General features: G+C 60.0%; 14 protein-coding genes and 1 pseudogene. 8 read left to right on the top strand and 7 right to left on the bottom strand.

Annotated elements, in window-relative coordinates; all coding sequences use genetic code 11:
* Positions 1–5 precede the first annotated feature (5 nt).
* Positions 6–1,919, top strand: coding sequence for a type IV secretory system conjugative DNA transfer family protein (locus AC2FMY_RS18420; protein ID WP_496807859.1), 1,914 nt, complete (start codon positions 6–8; stop codon positions 1,917–1,919).
* A gap of 18 nt (positions 1,920–1,937) precedes the next feature.
* Here the strand turns inward: AC2FMY_RS18420 and AC2FMY_RS18415 are convergent, their stop codons facing one another.
* Positions 1,938–3,359, bottom strand: a complete 1,422-nt coding sequence (locus AC2FMY_RS18415) for a phospholipase effector Tle1 domain-containing protein (RefSeq protein ID WP_138865831.1) — start codon at positions 3,357–3,359, stop codon at positions 1,938–1,940.
* A gap of 174 nt (positions 3,360–3,533) precedes the next feature.
* On the opposite strand from AC2FMY_RS18415, the pseudogene AC2FMY_RS18410 reads away from it, so the two are divergent.
* From AC2FMY_RS18410 to AC2FMY_RS18380, 7 genes and pseudogenes are all read left to right on the top strand, one after another.
* Positions 3,534–3,770, top strand: a pseudogene (locus AC2FMY_RS18410) (WGR domain-containing protein); the annotation flags it as partial.
* A 172-nt stretch (positions 3,771–3,942) separates the two neighbouring features.
* Complete coding sequence (locus AC2FMY_RS18405) at positions 3,943–5,178, top strand: nucleotidyltransferase domain-containing protein (RefSeq protein ID WP_138865833.1); 1,236 nt, start codon at positions 3,943–3,945, stop codon at positions 5,176–5,178.
* Positions 5,178–6,896: a ThiF family adenylyltransferase gene (locus tag AC2FMY_RS18400; RefSeq protein WP_138865834.1), complete on the top strand. Its 1,719-nt coding sequence runs from the start codon at positions 5,178–5,180 to the stop codon at positions 6,894–6,896. Before AC2FMY_RS18405 ends, AC2FMY_RS18400 begins: the two co-directional genes overlap by 1 nt.
* Positions 6,886–7,398, top strand: a complete 513-nt coding sequence (locus AC2FMY_RS18395) for a M67 family metallopeptidase (protein WP_138865835.1) — start codon at positions 6,886–6,888, stop codon at positions 7,396–7,398. Before AC2FMY_RS18400 ends, AC2FMY_RS18395 begins: the two co-directional genes overlap by 11 nt.
* Positions 7,399–7,490: 92 nt before the next feature.
* Complete coding sequence (locus tag AC2FMY_RS18390; protein ID WP_138865836.1) at positions 7,491–8,618, top strand: SAVED domain-containing protein; 1,128 nt, start codon at positions 7,491–7,493, stop codon at positions 8,616–8,618.
* Positions 8,619–8,744: 126 nt separating this feature from the next.
* On the top strand, positions 8,745–10,286 hold the full coding sequence (locus AC2FMY_RS18385) for a nucleotide-binding domain-containing protein (protein WP_496807858.1): 1,542 nt from the start codon (positions 8,745–8,747) through the stop codon (positions 10,284–10,286).
* Between the two features lie 16 nt (positions 10,287–10,302).
* Positions 10,303–11,445 carry an SAVED domain-containing protein gene (locus AC2FMY_RS18380; RefSeq protein WP_138865838.1) on the top strand — a complete coding sequence of 381 codons (1,143 nt, stop codon included), beginning with the start codon at positions 10,303–10,305 and terminating at the stop codon, positions 11,443–11,445.
* A gap of 227 nt (positions 11,446–11,672) precedes the next feature.
* Here AC2FMY_RS18380 and virB11 read toward each other — a convergent pair whose 3' ends face one another.
* The 6 genes from virB11 to AC2FMY_RS18350 are packed head-to-tail and all read right to left on the bottom strand — an operon-like array spanning position 11,673 to position 16,945.
* A complete protein-coding gene (gene virB11 / locus AC2FMY_RS18375; protein WP_284376280.1) occupies positions 11,673–12,653 on the bottom strand; it encodes a P-type DNA transfer ATPase VirB11 in 981 nt (326 codons plus the stop codon).
* Positions 12,653–14,077, bottom strand: coding sequence for a TrbI/VirB10 family protein (locus tag AC2FMY_RS18370; protein WP_496807857.1), 1,425 nt, complete (start codon positions 14,075–14,077; stop codon positions 12,653–12,655). The genes virB11 and AC2FMY_RS18370 overlap by 1 nt, the downstream gene beginning before the upstream one ends.
* A 2-nt stretch (positions 14,078–14,079) precedes the next feature.
* The gene (locus AC2FMY_RS18365) at positions 14,080–14,802 is read right to left on the bottom strand and encodes a TrbG/VirB9 family P-type conjugative transfer protein (RefSeq protein ID WP_284376276.1); all 723 of its coding nucleotides are present in this window, start codon (positions 14,800–14,802) and stop codon (positions 14,080–14,082) included.
* Between the two features lie 5 nt (positions 14,803–14,807).
* Positions 14,808–15,488 (bottom strand): VirB8 family type IV secretion system protein, encoded by a 681-nt coding sequence (locus AC2FMY_RS18360; RefSeq protein WP_103911898.1) that lies wholly within the window; start codon positions 15,486–15,488, stop codon positions 14,808–14,810.
* A gap of 17 nt (positions 15,489–15,505) precedes the next feature.
* Entirely contained in the window at positions 15,506–16,519 is a 1,014-nt protein-coding gene (locus AC2FMY_RS18355; RefSeq protein ID WP_496807856.1) for a TrbL/VirB6 family protein, read from the bottom strand.
* Positions 16,520–16,945, bottom strand: a complete 426-nt coding sequence (locus AC2FMY_RS18350) for a hypothetical protein (protein WP_088726006.1) — start codon at positions 16,943–16,945, stop codon at positions 16,520–16,522.
* Positions 16,946–16,950: the final 5 nt, after the last annotated feature.

The following is a 16,950-nucleotide window of genomic DNA, read 5'->3' as shown; positions in this document are numbered from 1 at the left end:
CCACCATGACCAAGACACTTCCCCTCTGGGCAGCACTTCTTTTCGGTGTGATCTGCGGCGCCGTCATCGGCACCATCGTTGCCGCCTTCTACCTGACCCTGGCCCTGAAAACCGGCTTTGGCAGCTTCGACATGCTGGCGCTCTGGAAGGCGAGTGCAGCTACACGCGCAGCGCACCCCGAGGCCTTCAAGGTGGGGTTTGGTGCCGTCGGCTTCGGCGCGATCGGCCTCGGCGCGCTGGCACTGGCGTGGACCTGGAAGAAGGAGCGCGACGATTACGGTTCTGCCCATTGGCAGACCAAAGCGGAGCTGAAGAAGAACGACATGCTTCAGGCCCCTGGCAAAGGCTTCGTCTGCGGCAAGCTTGGCGCGCCGACCTCGAAGGCGGAGTTCATCTCCTCGACGATGATCCCGCATGTGATGATGGTGGCGCCGACCCGTGCCGGTAAGGGTGTGGGTTTCGTGATCCCGAACCTTCTGAGCTTCGCGGGCTCGGTCGTGGTGCTCGACGTTAAGGGCGAGAACTTCGAGAAGACCGCGCGGCTTCGGGCACTGAACGGCGACGAGGTCTATCGTTTCAGCCCCTTTGACTGGGCCAATGCAACGCATCGTTACAACCCGCTGGCGCGGATCGCCAAGGCCCCGACATTCGCGCAGCGCTTTACCGAGGTCTCTATCCTGGCCGACCTCTTCCTCGACAAGGACAACAAGACGCTCGACACCTTCTCGGAGGCCGGCAAGTCGATCTTCGTCGCGGCCTGCCTACTGGCGATCCAGCGTGGCACGCCGAACCTTGGCGAGGTGAACAAGATTGTCGCCGGGGGTGAATACAAGAACGCGCAGTACAAGACCTATGCTGACGAGGCCGAGGAAGACATCCTGCGCGAGCTCTGGACCAATGCGGCCTCTGCTTCGTCGCGGCTGCTGACCTCGAACATTCAGGCGCTGATGACGGCCGGTCTCAAGCAATGGGACAACCCGGCGGTCCGTTCGGCCACCGAGGCGAGCGACTTCGATTTCTCGACCTTCCGCAAGACTCCGCAGTCTCTCTACATCGCGGTGTCCGAGGATCACATTGCGACCCTTGCCCCGCTTCTGCGCCTGATGTTCGCCGACCTCATCGCCTCGATCCGCCTGAACGAGCCCGGCCCGGATGAGCCCTGGCCCGTCATGATGATGATCGACGAATTCCAGCAGATGGGGGCCATGCCCTACCTCGAACGCGCGATCCATTCGCTGGCAAGCTATGGCGGCCGTGTCGCGATGATCGCGCAGTCGCTGGCTTCGCTTGACCGGATCTACGGGCCGGAGGGCCGCGAGAGCCTCGAGAACGGCGCAGGGCTGAAGCTCTACATCACGCCCCGCGACCAGCGCACCGTGAAAGAGGTCTCTGCCGCGGTCGGCAGCACCACCCGCGAGGCGGTGACGCGGATGTATGGGCGTAACAAGGGTATCCTTGGCGCGACCTCGACCTCGGCGCGGCTGGAAGAGCGACCGCTGCTTTCCGAGACCGAAGCGCGCCTGATGGACCCCGACGAGGTGATCATCCTCGCCTCGCCCCAGCATCCGATCAAGGCGAGCCGGATCAAGTATTACGACGATCCGTTCTTCAAGGAGATGTTGACACGCCAGGAGGGCAAGCCGTTCCCCTATCCGCCGAGCGTGCAAGGCGTGGGACCTTGGGGCGGCGATGGTGGTGACGAGACCGGCGCAGACGAGCAGGCGAAACCAGCCGACCGCGCGCCTGTCCGGGATAGATCGCAGCGGCGCGAGGCGCGGGCGATGAGCGTGATGGCGTTGGAGGCCGGGCGCGGGCAGCCCGAGCCCGAGACGCTCGAGCGGGAAGCTGCGGTGCCGAAGGAATGGGAGGCGGCGCTCGACCGGCAGGAGGATTTCATCGAGGAATTGTTGGGAGGGTGAGCGCCGTCGACTAGTCCCCTATTCGTCGTAGTAGAATTTCAAGTCGCGTCGCTCTTTCAACTGGGCAGGTCGGTAGGGCTTAACCTCGCCACACTGGGCGACGGCCTTGGCTCGCATGCGCTCTTCGACTGAAGGATGGAGCGGGAAGTCGTCGCCAACTGCGCGAATTCCCTTCTTCCAGCGGATGCGGAGGGGGCCAAATGCTACCAACGCGTCTTCGCGGTGCTGCAAACCCAGAGGGTCAGGGGCGCGGTTCAAGACGTTCTCGTTGATCTGGATCGACGGCACGCAGTCTTTCAATTCGTCGACCATCCAATCGAGGGCGATATCGCTCAGGCGGGACTCTGCCTCGGGATAGCTTCCGCCGATGTCGCTATGGCAGCCCGGGAACCAGACCTGCTTCAACCACTTCGGCTCTCGATCTTTGGTTTCGATCGCGGCCGCCTTGGATGCCCATCCGACCCTTGGAAAGTCAGCACGGTCTTCGTCGATCGCCATGGCGTGACGGGCGTGTTGGACATCGGGATCAAGCCACTTGTCGTAGTTGCGCTTGTTCCAAGCCGCGAAATGACCCGTCTTGAGAATCTGCGGCCAATCGGTTGGGTGCCATAGCGTCAGTTTGTGCTCAGGATCGTCAGAGAAATATTTGAAGTTGTCGAGCAACAGGGAACCAAGCTGCCAAAGAAGCGCTACTAGTAGGACGCCGAGTGGAACAACCAAAAGCCAAGACCACCCGAATGCAGCACCTGCGGCAAAAGCCGCTCCGACCCCGAAAGTGACGCCCCAGACCAAGGTGCGGACAACTGCCGTTCGCAGTGATGCCACCGTGTCGAAGACCCCGATGAAGGTAGGCTGAACGTTGCCTTGGTTGTCTTCACCTTCATTGGGAAAGCTCGAATACTTCTTGCGGAATCGTTTGCCGAGCTCTTCACGGTTCTTGAAGTAAGGATCTTGTCCGCGCGGTTTTCCAGCACCGTGATTATACACGAATTTTACAGCGTCCTTGGCGATCTTGCGCAATCCGGGGCCGTAACGCGGGACCGGCGAACCATCTGGCATCTGCGTCGGGACACCGCAGAGGTTCATAACGTTTGCCAGTGCTCTTACTGTGTAGGCCCCGCGCGAGAACCCAAACAGCAGCACGCGATCACCGGGCTCGTAATGGGCGATGATCTGCTCGTAGCAATCGATGATGTTGTGGTCGATGCCAGTTCCGACGGCGCTTTCCAGGATCGGCTTGATCCGACCGAAAAACCCACCGCGTTCTCCTGTTCCCAGGCCCGGGTCGTAAAAAGCCACTTGGTCCTTAGGGCTAATTGGTGAATCTGGGCCGGGACGCATGGCTCGATACATTTTGTAGACATTCGACAGCCGTTGGTCCGGCCTGGCGCCACCCATCTGGCCGGTTCCGTCCGAGAATATGCAGATGTTCTTTACCATTTGTCGCCCTATTCAAGAACACGAAGTACAGTCGAAGTCCTAAACCTGCAGCAGTTCTGCCATGCTAGGAGTGAGTGCAGCGGAAATGTTTCGCCCGAGTCGGGAAAAATTAGAACATAGTGGAAACACGGATGTCCACCTGATATTGTGGCGCACAAGAAAGGAGTGCCCAATATGTTGGACAAGAAGCAGCAAATGGAAGTGTTCCCGACGACGATCGATCTCAAGCGGATCGATCCGTCTCTCAACATGCGGCGCTTCTATCGAATGAGCGTTCAGTCAGAACTCTTTGGCGGCGCATGTCTCGTGCGGGAATGGGGCCGCATCGGGTTTCGAGGACAGATGCTAATCGAACAGCACCCCGACGAGGGTATCGAGCTGCTGTCGATCAACGAGAGCAGCGGGTCTCGGGTGTGCCAATCGTTAGCGATGCCATTGCCGCCAGCCAAGACGAACGTAAAATCAAGAGCATACGGGCTGAAGAGCCATAGAAAATCTGCAAATACGGTTCCGCAAAAAGGTTGAAAAGTCGGGGCCAAACGAACATCTTTAAGTTGAGGTCGATTGAGTTAGGAAGTTGATGATGAACACGAGTTCGAACATAGGTTTTGGCTATAACGTCGCGATTGAAAAACTTGCTGAAGAATTGGCAGTGCCACAAGATCGCTTTGATCAAGCCGAACGACGCTACAAGGACCTTGGCGAGTTCTTGCATCGCGATGAGTCCAAGGTTCGTGACCATGATCCCGATGTCTATATTCAAGGCTCGTTCGCGCTCGGCACGCCGATCAAGCCGACGTCAAAGAACGAAGACTACGATCTCGACATCGTTGTTTCTTTCCGGTCTCTGACAAAAGCGCAGATTACCCAGGCAGATCTCCGCGCTCATCTGCTGGCTGAGCTCGAGGCGTATCGCGATGCGCGAGGGATCAAAAACGAGGTAGGTGAGTCTAGAAGGTGCTGCACCTTGATCTACGCCGATGGTGCGCAATTTCACATGGACGTGTTGCCGGCGGTTCCAGACGAGGCAAATATGCGCGCGATCCTTTCTACTTACCTCGCGGATCAAGCGCTTGCGGAAGGTGCGATCGCCATCACCGACAGCGATAAGGCTGAAACTTACCATGTCATTACGGATGATTGGCGCACGAGCAATCCCAGGGGCTTTGCCGCATGGTTCAAGTCAAGGCAGATCGAACAACTGAACGAACGTAGAAGGGCAATCCTGGACGCCCAAGGCAAAGTGACAGCGAGTGTGGAGGACGTCCCGGTATTTCGGGTAAGAACACCTCTCCAGTCATCCATCATGATTTTGAAACGTCACAGAGATGAGTGGTTCGCGGCGCGGGATAAGGACCTGAAGGTTATCAGTGTGATCCTCACGACGCTCTCGACCCATGCGTATGCAGGCGAAGCAAGGGTATCGGATGCAATTGCCAAGATTCTGAGGGATATGCATCTCGCGATCGAAGAGCGGAATGGGGTGTCATGGATCGCCAACCCTACGGACCCTTCAGAGAATTTTGCGGATAGGTGGGAAAAATTTCCCGGGCGCCGGGAATCCTTCTTCAAGTGGCTGGAGGCTGCTCGAACGGATTTTGGTGCCGTTCAAAGGTTCAGCGACACAAATATTGTTCTAAACGAGCTCTCACGAAATCTTGGAAGCACCCTCGTTGAAGGTGCGCGCTCGAGGGTAGCGACATCTGCGGGGTCACGTGCGGCATCCGTTGCTCCTGCCGCTGCAGCCGGGGCTTCTGCGCCCGGTCTCGTCTTTGGTGGTGAGGATCGGAGGCCGACGGAGCCAAAAGGTTTTGGTTGATGGACTTCACAGTCGGCGAAGCGCGGCTAATCCGTGAGTGTGAAGAGCTCGCTGACCTAGCCGCGGCATCAGATTGGCTGGAAGAACCCCAATTCAGCAAAAACGCCGATGGCCTGCTGACTTGGTCGTTTGTTCTGCTCGCCGGGGAGCGTCGCATTCCATTGCGGCTGGTTTTCCCAGCACTTTTTCCAGATCTGCCACCATTTGTACTTCCAGCCGACAGCTCGGTCCGGCTATCCCAGCACCAGTATGGCGAGGGTGGCGAACTATGCCTTCAGTATAGACCGGATAACTGGCACCCCGACTGCAAAAGCACGGATGTGGTCCGGAGTGCCAAAGCACTTCTCGAGGCAACCCCAAAGGACGATGCTTTCTCAGACGTGGAAAGCGCTCATCCAGCCGACTTACCTTCGTTGCTCTCGGGGTGCTCCCGGCGCTTCATGCTACCGCCTGACACCGCACGGCTTTTAAGGTTGCGCCTTGCCGGACACGCAACCGATATTCATATGACTTTGGAGCGCCGGGTTGGGGGTTCTGAAGTTCTTGTTGCTCGCATCGCGAGCATCGGGCTGGATTCTGGTTTACGGGTGCCGATTGATGGTGCGGGATTTGGGGGAAGGGTGGTCCCTGGGGTCCTATATCGATTGCCCGATATTCGACAAATTCCAGATCTGCATCCCGAAGAGCTGAAGGGGCTCCTGTACCAGTACCTGCCTTCATGGCTCCGTAAATGGGTAGAAGACGCCGGCGACATGTTGGTTGTCATGTCAAATGGTAGGCGAGAGGTATTGCTGCGCGTTCGGCACAACGGATCGAAACGAAAGATTGACCTGTTTCATACCTTTGAACCGCCGAAGGCTAGAGAACGCCGACTCCACGGGAAGATGTTTCGAGAATCTAGCATCTGCATCATTGGCGCAGGTTCGCTGGGATCAAAAGTGGCCGCCAGTCTTGCGCGCGAAGGCGTCGGTCATTTCATGTTGCTGGATAATGATGTTCTTTGGTCCGACAACTTGGTTCGAAACGAACTCGATGAAATGGATGTGGGGCATCACAAGGCAGTTTCTCTAAGGCACAGATTGTTGCGAATAAATCCGGCAGTAAAAGTCGGTGCTTTGGGTATGAGTCTGACGTCTCAATCCGCTGTCCAGCATATTGCTCAGTTGAGCGAGATCATCAGCACTTGTGATCTCGTCATAGATACGACGGCTGATAGCGGAGTGTTTCGAATGGCAGCGGCCATTTGCACGCAGAAGCGTAAACCCCTCGTTTGGGGACGAGTCTACGCGGGAGGGCTCGGAGGATTGATTGCACGAAGTATCCCGTCTGAAGATCCGCCACCACTGACCGCTGCAACTCAATTGCGAGCATGGTGCGACGAGAAAGGTATGGCACCGCCAGAGGGCCGCGAGCACAATTACGGGGTGCAAGGTGATGACGACGATGAACCCCTCTTCGCTTCTGACGGCGATGTGGGTGTCATTGCCAATAGGCTGGCACGTCACGCCCTAGACGCCCTGGCAATCACAGAGATGAGAGTTCATCCGGAACCTGCCTACTTTGTCGGGCTGCGCAAAGGTTGGATCTTTGATCATCCCTTCGACACCCACCCAGTTATTTTCGCTCCTCACGAAGGATGGGAAAAGGGCAGCACTAGTTGTGCAGAAGAGGGCGTTGAACGCGTCATGACTCACCTTGGAGTACAAGATGACGCTTAGCCTCACAGTCTCACGCTCGCAGCTTGCTAAACTGCAGACCCACCTCAAGAAGGGCGGCAACCGCGAGATCGGCGGGTGGTTGGTTGCAGAACAGACAGCTCCGGGAAAATTTGATCTCGTCGGTTTAACCGTCGATCTTGAGGCAGGGACACGAGATCGTTTCGATAGTTTACCTGAGCCCCACTCACAACAGATGGATCGGATCTTGCTGGAGAATAGCGGTCGCGCTGGACGGGTTGACTATCTTGGCGAGTGGCACTCGCACCCGACATTCCCACCAATACCTAGCGAGATCGACGTGGCCGCGATGACGGATATGGTAGAAAACAGCGGACCTTCGTTTGCGGCGTTGGTTATCGTCCGTCTAATCGCCAACGCCTCGATTCAGGCTACTATTACCACGTTTCAACGTGGCCAATTGCCCGAGGCCGGCCAGTTGATAATTGCGGATGAAGTTTCAGAAGCTGAATTTGGCGAGGGTTGGCAACTGCCGGAACACTAGCATCATTCGGTAGCCTGAAATTGGTTGGGTCCTCGACTGACCATCCCATCGTAACTCGCTGTGGCGGCACTATTCAAAAATGGAGCAGAAAATTGTCTAGTTCAAACATCCCGGCCAAGATTCAGACCCAATTGTGGGCTTTGGCGGCGGGTCGATGTGAATTTTCAGGATGCAACAAGCTCCTTGTCGGGGATCTAATCGCTGGCAAGGAAGACGGAAAGTTCGGTTTCATCGCGCATATTGTGGCAGATAGCGAGAATGGTCCGAGGGGTGACAAAGTCCGTTCGCCACTTCTCGCCCGCGACATCAGCAACCTGATGCTAATGTGTCCCGTCCATCACAAGGAAATCGACGTAGATCACGTGGACGACTATCCGGAAGAAACGCTCGTGGCAATGAAGCGCGAGCACGAAGAGCGGATCGAGACTGTTACAGATATGGACTCTGACCGCGCAGCTCATGTGCTCCGTTTCGCGGCAACTATCGGCCAGATGGACTCGCTGGTTTCCACCAAAGCCATCTTTGCCGCTATGCCTCCCGACAGACATCCGGCGGAGCGACGAACCATCGACATCGAGCTAAATTCCGAAATCAAGGATGATGAACCGGGATTTTGGGGCATGCAAAGCGCGCATCTGCATCGTCAGTTTCAACGCAAGGTGAAGGAGCGGATAGAGCAGAAGGAGATCCTTCAGTTGAGTGTGTTTGCGCTTGCTCCGCAGCCTCTTCTCATTGAGCTCGGTACATTGCTGGGTGACATCATGCCCGTGTGTGTTCACCAAAAATATCGCGAGCCATCTACTTGGAAATGGCAACTCCACCAGCCGTCGATAAATTTCAAAATTGGCGAGTACTCTGGGCCGAAGGACGTACCAGTCGCCCTCAAGCTGGCGCTCAGCGCGACCGTAGATGATCAGAGAATTCGCTCGGTTCTGGGCGATAACGCTGCAATCTGGTCGATCACGGCAGAGGATCCTCATAACGACATCATGCGAAGACAGGACGATCTTGCAATCTATAAGACTCACCTTCGCAGGCTCTTTGATCGGATCAAGGCCCACCACGGCGAGGATGCGACTATCAACGTATTTCCTGTTCTTCCGGCTTCCGCGGCTGTCGAAACGGGTCGCTCTCGAATGCCCAAAGCCGATCTGCCTTTGGTGATCTACGATCAAAAACCGGGGAAGGGGTTCGAGCCAACGATCAAGATTAGCGCTTAGGCCATTGTAAATCACCGAGCGCAAATTTTCATACCTTCGCGGGATTGGCCGCCTCTCTTCTACTCAGCCCTGCCTTCGCCAAATCAGTAGACGACGGGCATAAGCACCGTATGGTGGTTTAATATAATGGAATTCCCTTTGACGAATACCAGGCCTGTTGATCAATTATTGGAAGACTTAGTTGAGGAGCTTCAGGTCCCGCCCGGTCGGTATGAACAGGCTGAGCGCAGTTACAAGTCGCTCGGCGAGTGGTTGCACCGGCCGGACTCGACTGTTCGGGATGACAGTCCCGACGTGTATGTGCAGGGTTCATTTCGGCTGGGGACTGCAATACGGCCCGCGTCAGACGAAGAAGACTATGACATCGATATGGTCTGCCGCCTCGATTACGAGAAGTCGGCACTGACCCAGGCAGAGCTGAAACGTCGCGTCGGCGTCGAAGTCAAAGCCTATGCCCGGCGATATGGCATGAGCAAACCCGAAGACGGGCGCCGTTGCTGGACCCTGGTCTACGCAGATGGCGCACAGTTTCACATGGATGTTCTGCCTGCGGTGCCTGACTTCGAGAAGCGGCGCTATCTGAGTGAAGCGGGCCCCGCGCTTGCCCGACTGGGGGCAACTGCGCTCGCGATCACAGACAAGGAACACGACGGCTTCCGGCAGGAAGGCGGCCGCTGGCCGCGCAGCAATCCCAAAGGCTATGCGCTCTGGTTTCGCGATCGGATGGGCCAGGCGTTCAGAAGTCGTGCTCTCAACGAGGCGCGCAGGATGCAGGCCAGCGTTGAGGATGTTCCTGCATGGCGGGTGCGTACCCCTCTGCAGGGCGCTATCCAGATCCTTAAACGCCATCGCGATCTCATGTTCAGCGACCGGCCGGATGACAAGCCGATCTCCATCCTGATCACGACCCTTGCTGCACATGCCTATAACCAGGAGGAACGCCTCTCCGATGCGCTGTTCTCGATCCTTCACGGAATGGACCGGTATATTACCCGTCGCAATGGCGTGGACTGGCTCGAAAACCCGGCCGACCCCGAGGAAAATTTTGCTGACAAGTGGGAGGAGCACTCCGAACGCCGGGACGCATTCCATGAGTGGCTTCAGCAGGCCCGCAGCGATTTTGCATCGGCACACCAGGCTCTCACTGCCGACGGTGTTGGCGCCGTCCTCAGCGAACGCATGGGGCAGGGGCTGGTCGAACGCGCACTGGGCCGTCGCAATCCGGCCAGGAAACCGGGTGTTCCCGCGCGGCTGGTCCGTGCGGTGAATCTCGTCCTTGCGCCAGCCTATATGCGAAGACCGCGATGGCCGCAGGCTGCGGAAGGTAGCGTGACTATTCGTACGGCGAGCTTCACGCAGCAGGGATTCAGGCCGCAGAGCTTCGTGAGCAATGGCGCGCCGCTTCCCAGAAATTGCAGCCTGCGCTTTGAGGCGGACACAACGGTGACCGGGCGTTTCAAGGTCTACTGGCAGATCGTGAACACCGGAAGGGAAGCCGAGGATGCGGATTGCCTGCGTGGGGGCTTCAGCCCGGACGCGGCGGTCCGGGGAGGTCTGTCCCATTCTGAGAGCGCCCTCTATCGGGGCCAGCACAGCATTGAGTGTTTCATTGTGAAGAATGGCAAACTGGCCGCGCGCAGCGGTCAGTTCATCGTAAATATTGGCTGATCCGGAGGCTGAAGACATGTCGTTCTGGCGCAAACATGGTGACCGGTTTTTCGATGGATTGATCACCTATGTCTTCCGGTTCCCGTCCTGGCCGTCGAGGTTGCTGCGTGCCGGTGTCACATTGATCGTCGCCGGGTTGGGCGTCGGCGGGCTGGCCGGTGATCTTTCCTGGATCGATGCGGACCGCGTCCTGCGGCTGGTCGTGCAGGCGGATGGTGGCGGGCTATCGGTCTACTGGTCCCAGATCACCGTCTTCCTCGGCATTCTGCTCCTCGCTGCGGGGGGTGTCCTTGGTGTGATCGATCACATCGCCGACCGGCGGCAGCTCAGGAAGCAGAGCGTGGTTGTGCTGGAGCACCGCGGGCTGCACCAGACCGTTGATACTCCCCTTGCCTCTGCCGTGCCGAAGCACCTGAAAGGCCGTATCGATCTCCTGCCGGTCGACCACCGGCAGTCGACCTCAACGAGTCAGATCAGCAGTCCCGAAGATGCACTCTCACAGATTGCCGGGTTGCGGCAACAGCTTCGTCAGAAGCGTGATGCGGCGGGTCCTGGCAACGTCAGGCTGGTCTACGGTGGCATGGCTCCGGTTCCGCTGACGTTCCTGACCGGTATGATGGTTGGCAATGAAGCCGGTCTCACCGTGATGGACTGGGATCGTTTCGCAGAAAAATGGCGCGAACCTGACGGCGAAGATGACGGAGACCGGTTCGGCGTTTTCGGAGACGAAGGTCTGAAGGACGATGTTCCGGAGGTAGCTTTGGCCGTCGCTGTTTCCTACCCGTCGGACGCAGACGGTATCAGGGCGACTCTCGGTGATATGCCTCTGATCCGCCTCGCTTTGCCAACTGTGAGCACGACGGCGCACTGGTCTGCCGACAAGCAATCTGCCATGGCGAAAGACTTCACGGATCTTCTGGGTGACCTCATGGCGAAAGGGGTCAAACGCGTTCACCTGTTCATCGCAGCCCCCAACAGCGTTGTATTCACTCTGGGCCGGCACCTCGATGACAGGCTGCATCCCGAGGTGCTGGTCTACCAGTACGAGCGTTCGGCGTCGCCACCGTTTCCCTGGGCGGTTCAGATGCCCACCCACGGGCGGAGTGCAGCGCAGATTGTCAGAAGTGTCGCGATAGCAATCCCTTCCACAGCGAACTGACGAATTACAGGTGACTTGCGGCGAGGTCGGCGCATAATGTTTGATGAGCAAGCCGGCTCTGGCGAGGAACGCTAGGGTCGAGAAACTCCTCTATTTAGCTGTTAATCCCATGTTTTTGTGGGGGGAATTACCAATTCACCGCCCTAAAGAAGTCCGCTTCGGGTATTGGAAGGCAAGGCCAGCGTCGCGCTGTCGCAAACCCGCTCAGCGCTTTTGTTCTGGGGCTTTCAAGACCCCGGCAGATAGAATTCCGTAATCCCCCGCTTCCCTTCGGCCCGCCCCAGCTGCACGATTACATCGATGGATTTCCGGATATATTCCCGAACTTCGGCGAAGGTCAGCGGCGTGCCAGCCTGCAGCACCATGATCGCAAGCCGATCGATGGCAAGTGCAGCGGTTTCAGCGTGGATGGTGGAGACCGACCCGCCATGGCCGGTGTTGATGGCCTCGAGATAAGTCAGGGCCTCGGCGCCGCGCAGCTCGCCGACGATGATCCGGTCGGGGCGCATGCGGAGGGAGGCTTGGAGGAGGGCGTTGGCGCTGCGTTGTGAACCGGCACCTCGGTCGGCCAGGAGAGCGACGGTGTTTGGTTGGCCGGGGAAGAGTTCGAAGGCGTCTTCGATGGTGATCAGCCGTTCGTGTTCGTTTACATGCGTCAGAAGGTGCCGGGCGAAGGTGGTCTTGCCGGTCGAGGTGCCGCCACTGATCAGGACATTGAGCTGGGCCTCGACCAGAGTCCGCAGCGCCGCCTCGAGGTTCTCCTCGGCGAGACTGGCAATGTTCTTCATCTTCTCGGCGCGGAGTGCATCGAGCGAGACGGCCTTGCCGAAGAGATAGGTGGGTGTGTAGTCTCGGACGCTGCCCGACGCGAAGAGGCGGATGGTGATCGAGGCGCCGCGATCGATGGCGGGCGGTACGGCAACCTGGACCCGGAGGGGACGGCCCGCATATTCCACCTTGCCGGAGACGAGGGGGTTCTTTTCAGAGACGCGGGCCTTGGCGTCGCCGACGATGGTCTGGGCCATGTTGAGGGCTGTGGTCCGGTCCACGGTCTGGCCGTCGTGGCGCATGGTGGCGTCGCCCGCGACCTCGAGCCAGACCTTGCCATCCGGGTTGATCGCGATCTCGACCACGTCGTCACGCCTTAGGAGGTCGCGGAACGGGTCGAGATAGCGCTCGAGGTATGAGGCTGGTGATGCCTGATCCATCAGTAAATCACCACATCCCGGTCCACGAGCACGGTGACCGACGCGCCTTGATCGACATAGATCGTCGGCGCGATCGACACCTGGTCGGCGATGACCGATCCGACCGCGTCCTGAAGATCGCTGCCAACATCGCCCAGGACGATGCTGGTGGTTTCATTGTTGGCGCTTTCCGCCGCCACCGCAGGCGCGGCTCCGATCACGGAAATCAGTGCAGCTCCGCCGAAGCGCTCGGCAAACTTGGTGTCAACGAGACCGGTTAGGCCCGAGCGGCCAAGCTGATCGCCGCCCACGGCGGCGATCTCCATCGAGGTACCGTCCGGGGTCAGGACGCGGGTCCAGAGGATCAGGATGCGCTTCTGGTTCATCTCGATCCCGGAGCGGTATTGGCCAAAAAGGCGGGAGCCCCGGGGGATCAGGATCCGGTCCCCGGAGAAGGCCGGGACCGGCTCGGAGACCACCGCCACGACAGACCCGGGCAGATCGCTGTTGATGGCGGTCTGGAGCGCCGCCTGGATGACAGACCCTTGGGTCAACGTGCGTTCGGGATGGGTGAGGCGGGCGGCCTCCTGCACCTCGAGCGGCCGCGCACTCTGCAGGAACTGCTCGTTTCCTGACAGGACCGGGCCCCCGGTTCCAGCGGCAGCAGGATCGGCGACCGCCGCGCCACTTTGGCCACCCCGTGGACCGTCGGCAAAGACTACGGCGGGGGATTTGATCTGCGCGGTCAGAAGCTCCTCGGCGACCCGTTCAGCCTCGCGCTGGCGCTGCTCCTCTTCCTGACGCCGGCGTTCTTCGAGAAGCCGCTGATCGGCAATCAGCCCTTCGCGGTCAAGCTCGGCCTCGAGCCCCTCGCGCTGCGCCCGTTCGGCATCGAGCATGGCCTGCAGCCCTTCGATGCGGGTCTCGGTCTGGCGTTGGAGGTTAGCGAGTTCGGTTTCCTTGGCGGCGAGCGTCGCTTCAAGCGCCGCCTTCTGTTCATCGAAGGCCTCGCGCAGGTCCGAAACGGCGGATTGGATTTCCGAGTTGCGGGCGGCCTGGCTGGCGGCGAGGGCCTCGCGGAGCTTGGCGATCTCGGCCAACACCTCGGCGCTTGGCTCGGGGGCCGGGGCGGCTGGTACGTCGAGGGCTTCCTCGACGGCGATCAGCGCGTCATTGACCCGTTGCTCGGTCTCGTCGGGTGGAAACTCCAGCCGCCCGCCGGTGCCGGGCCGGCGGTCCTGGAAGGTTTCGACGTCGGAGGTTTCGAGCGCGCTATCGCCCTCTTGCAGGCCGGTCGCCAGGAAATACGCGACCCCGGCCCCGCCGACGGCGAGGGCGGCGGCGAGGGCACCGACCCCGAGGCTGGTGCCCCGGCGTTTGGATTTGCCGCGCTGGCTGAAGTGGTCGAGACGGTCCTGCAGGTCGGGAGGGGTTTGATCGGCCATGGTCAGTTGCTCACGTAGATCGCGCTTTCGTCGCGCCAGGCGCAGATCGCCTCGTCGCCGATGCGCAGCGTCCAGTAGGTGTTCACCCCGAGCACCCGGACGGTGTTGCCTTGCTGGGTCCAGTTCACCGTGCGCTCGCGGCCCTGGTCATCGGCCTTGAAAAGGGCGGGCTGGCGGCCATTCTCCGGAAAGACGAAATACGTGTAGCGCCCGTCGTCGTAGATATGGCTGGGGCGGAAATCCCCTTCTCCCGAGACGCGGTAGTTGTAGTTGCGCGGGGCCTCAAAGCCCTTGGGCTGGGTGGCACTCGCCGCGCGGCGCTCCTCGTCGGGGTAACGGAAGCGCACCTCGAAGAACATGCCGGTGCGGTTCGGGATCGAGCCCTCGCGCAGATGGAAGGAATAGGTGCGGCGGTTGGTGATCACCGTCATGTTGGTCGAGGCATTGGCCACATGCGGTTTGATCGTGAGCACATTGCCAAGCTCGGGGATCGGATCAACCTGGAAGCTCTCGGTGTCGCCGACAATCACCGCCTCGAACCGTTCCCCCGCCCCGAAATGAATCGTGGTCGAATGCCGCAGATCGGTCTCGATCCGGTAGACCTGGTTTTCATTGTAGACGGCGGTGCGGATGCGGATGTCGAGCGGGCCGCCTTGCGGCGTGGCCTCGGCATTGGCGGCAAGAGGAAGGGCAAGCGCCAGGAGGAGCGCGGGCAGGGATTTCATCTTGGTCAGTTCTCCAGGGTCTCGGCGTCGACGCGGTAGGAAGTCACCACGAAGCCCAAGGGGTTGGCCCAGACGTCCTGAAGGCGCTGGCGGGTTTCGGGTTGGAAGTCGTAGCCGACGGTGGCCACGTAAGACCGGGTCACGGTGCGGGTGTCGCGCGGCCGACGCAGCGTGCGGGTGAAACGGACCTGGGCCACGCCGCGCTCGATCTGGTTCACCGATTTGATCACCACCTCGATCTTGGCGTCGCGCCCATAGACGGTGATCGGGTAGTCCTCATTGGTAGAGGACCAGAGATCGCGCAATGTGCGAGCGGCATCGCCATCTGAGCGGTCGAGCACCGAGTTGATGCGTTGCTCGCCATCGGTCAGGTCATAGGTCTCGCGGTCATCGACGTAAGCTACGAGGTTGGCCTGGATGATGGCGTCGCTTTCCGAGAGCGTCAGGGCCTGGACGGCCGCGACCCGGTCCATCTCGCCAGTCTCCTTGTCGACCACGACCACGAAGGTCTCGGTCGATTTGAGCGGAAAGAGGCTCGCGCCCGCGACCATGCCAGCGACACCAACCAGCACGCCGGCCGCCGCGACGAACCAGGCGAAACGCTCGCGCCGCCGCGGCCCGTAGATGAAATCCGCCTCGAAAGCGTCGCGGTCAGGTGCGGGAGAACTGGTCACAAGTTTCTTCAAGTCAGTCGTCTTTCACATCAGGGTTTGCGGAAGGCCTTGGCGGCGCTGAGTAGCGCGCCGGGGCTTTGCCGGATCAACTCACCTGTCTTCACCACGCCCGCATTGGCTATCTGGTTCAGCTCATGCGGGGACTTGCCGGTGACGAGGCGCGAGGCGGCACCCGTGCCATACTCCCGCGTGTTCACGAAACCCTGCCGCGCGAGCCCGGTCAGGCCCACGGCATTCGAGGCAATGCCGACCACGCCGGTGAGGTTGGAGGCGATGTAGGGCACGGAGGCCATGATCCCGGCGCTGAGGATCAGGATGACGAGAAAGGGCAGGATGAGACTGACGGTCTCGACATCGCCGGGATCGGCGGAGGCGTCCCCGATGGCCTCGGCGATGGCAACGATGATGCCCGCGGCGCCTGCGGCGGCGACCGGCATGAGCGCGTAGCCGATAGTGGCGCGGGTCCAGGCCTCGAAGAGGGATTGGGTCGGTTTGAAGAGCGAGGTCACGATCATGAAAGGGGCGATCACGATCATCAGCGCGAAGACGATGCGGGCGAAGGCGATGATCCCGGCGGTGACGGCGGCGAAGACGGCGGAGAGGACGAAGAAGATCGCGCCCAGGACCGCGCCGAAAACCCAGCCCGCGCGATCCCCGATCGTGTCGCCATAGGCGGTGATGCGGGCGACCATGTTGTCGAGGCTCTCATAGACCCCGGCCTCGTCGCCCGAGCCGGTGAGCGCCAGGATCGAGGCGCCGACGGAATCGGGCACCTGCGTAGCGATGCCATAGATGACACTGAAATTATCCCAGCTCTGCGCGAATATCCCCACGAGCGCGATCTTCATGCCGAAAGCAAAGCCGGTACCGAAGGGCAGGGGGCGGAGTTGCATCACGGCGTTGATGCCGAGGAGGACGACAAGGAGCGTCGCGCCCGCCGAGATTACATTACCGACCGAGGCCGCCGAGGAGACAAAGCCGTCCTGCGCCACGGTGTTCACCGCGGCGTCGACTTGGCCAAGGATGTCGCGAATGACCCCCATCTACTCCTCACATGCCTCCGCGATTTGCGCCTCGAGCGCGTCGGCTTGCGCGTAGAGATCGAGCACCTTGAACGGCAGGCGCGGGTTGTCCGAGGTCTGGAACCGGGGCAGGGCGTCAAGCGCCTGATCCCAGGGGAACTGATCCAGCAGGCAGGTGCAGCTCTCCGAGGCGAGCGTTTCTTCGGCAATCAGGATGCGCAGGATCGCACGGTATCCGTTGCGGAGATAGGCGGTTTCGGCCAGATCGGCGGGGGGTTTTGGGACACGGCATGTGTCGGCCTCATCCCGCGCGATGGCCATCGAGCTGAAGGGTGTATCGCCGGAAGGGTTTGTGCTTGGGGTCTGGGCCAACGCAACACTGGGCAGGGCGGCCACGACAAGTGCTGCGAGACCAAGAGACAGGATTGGCGCCAAGCTGCGGGTCATGGATT

This window comes from Ruegeria sp. YKSE079 (assembly GCF_059612845.1).
This window is presented reverse-complemented; position numbering and strand designations above follow the sequence as displayed.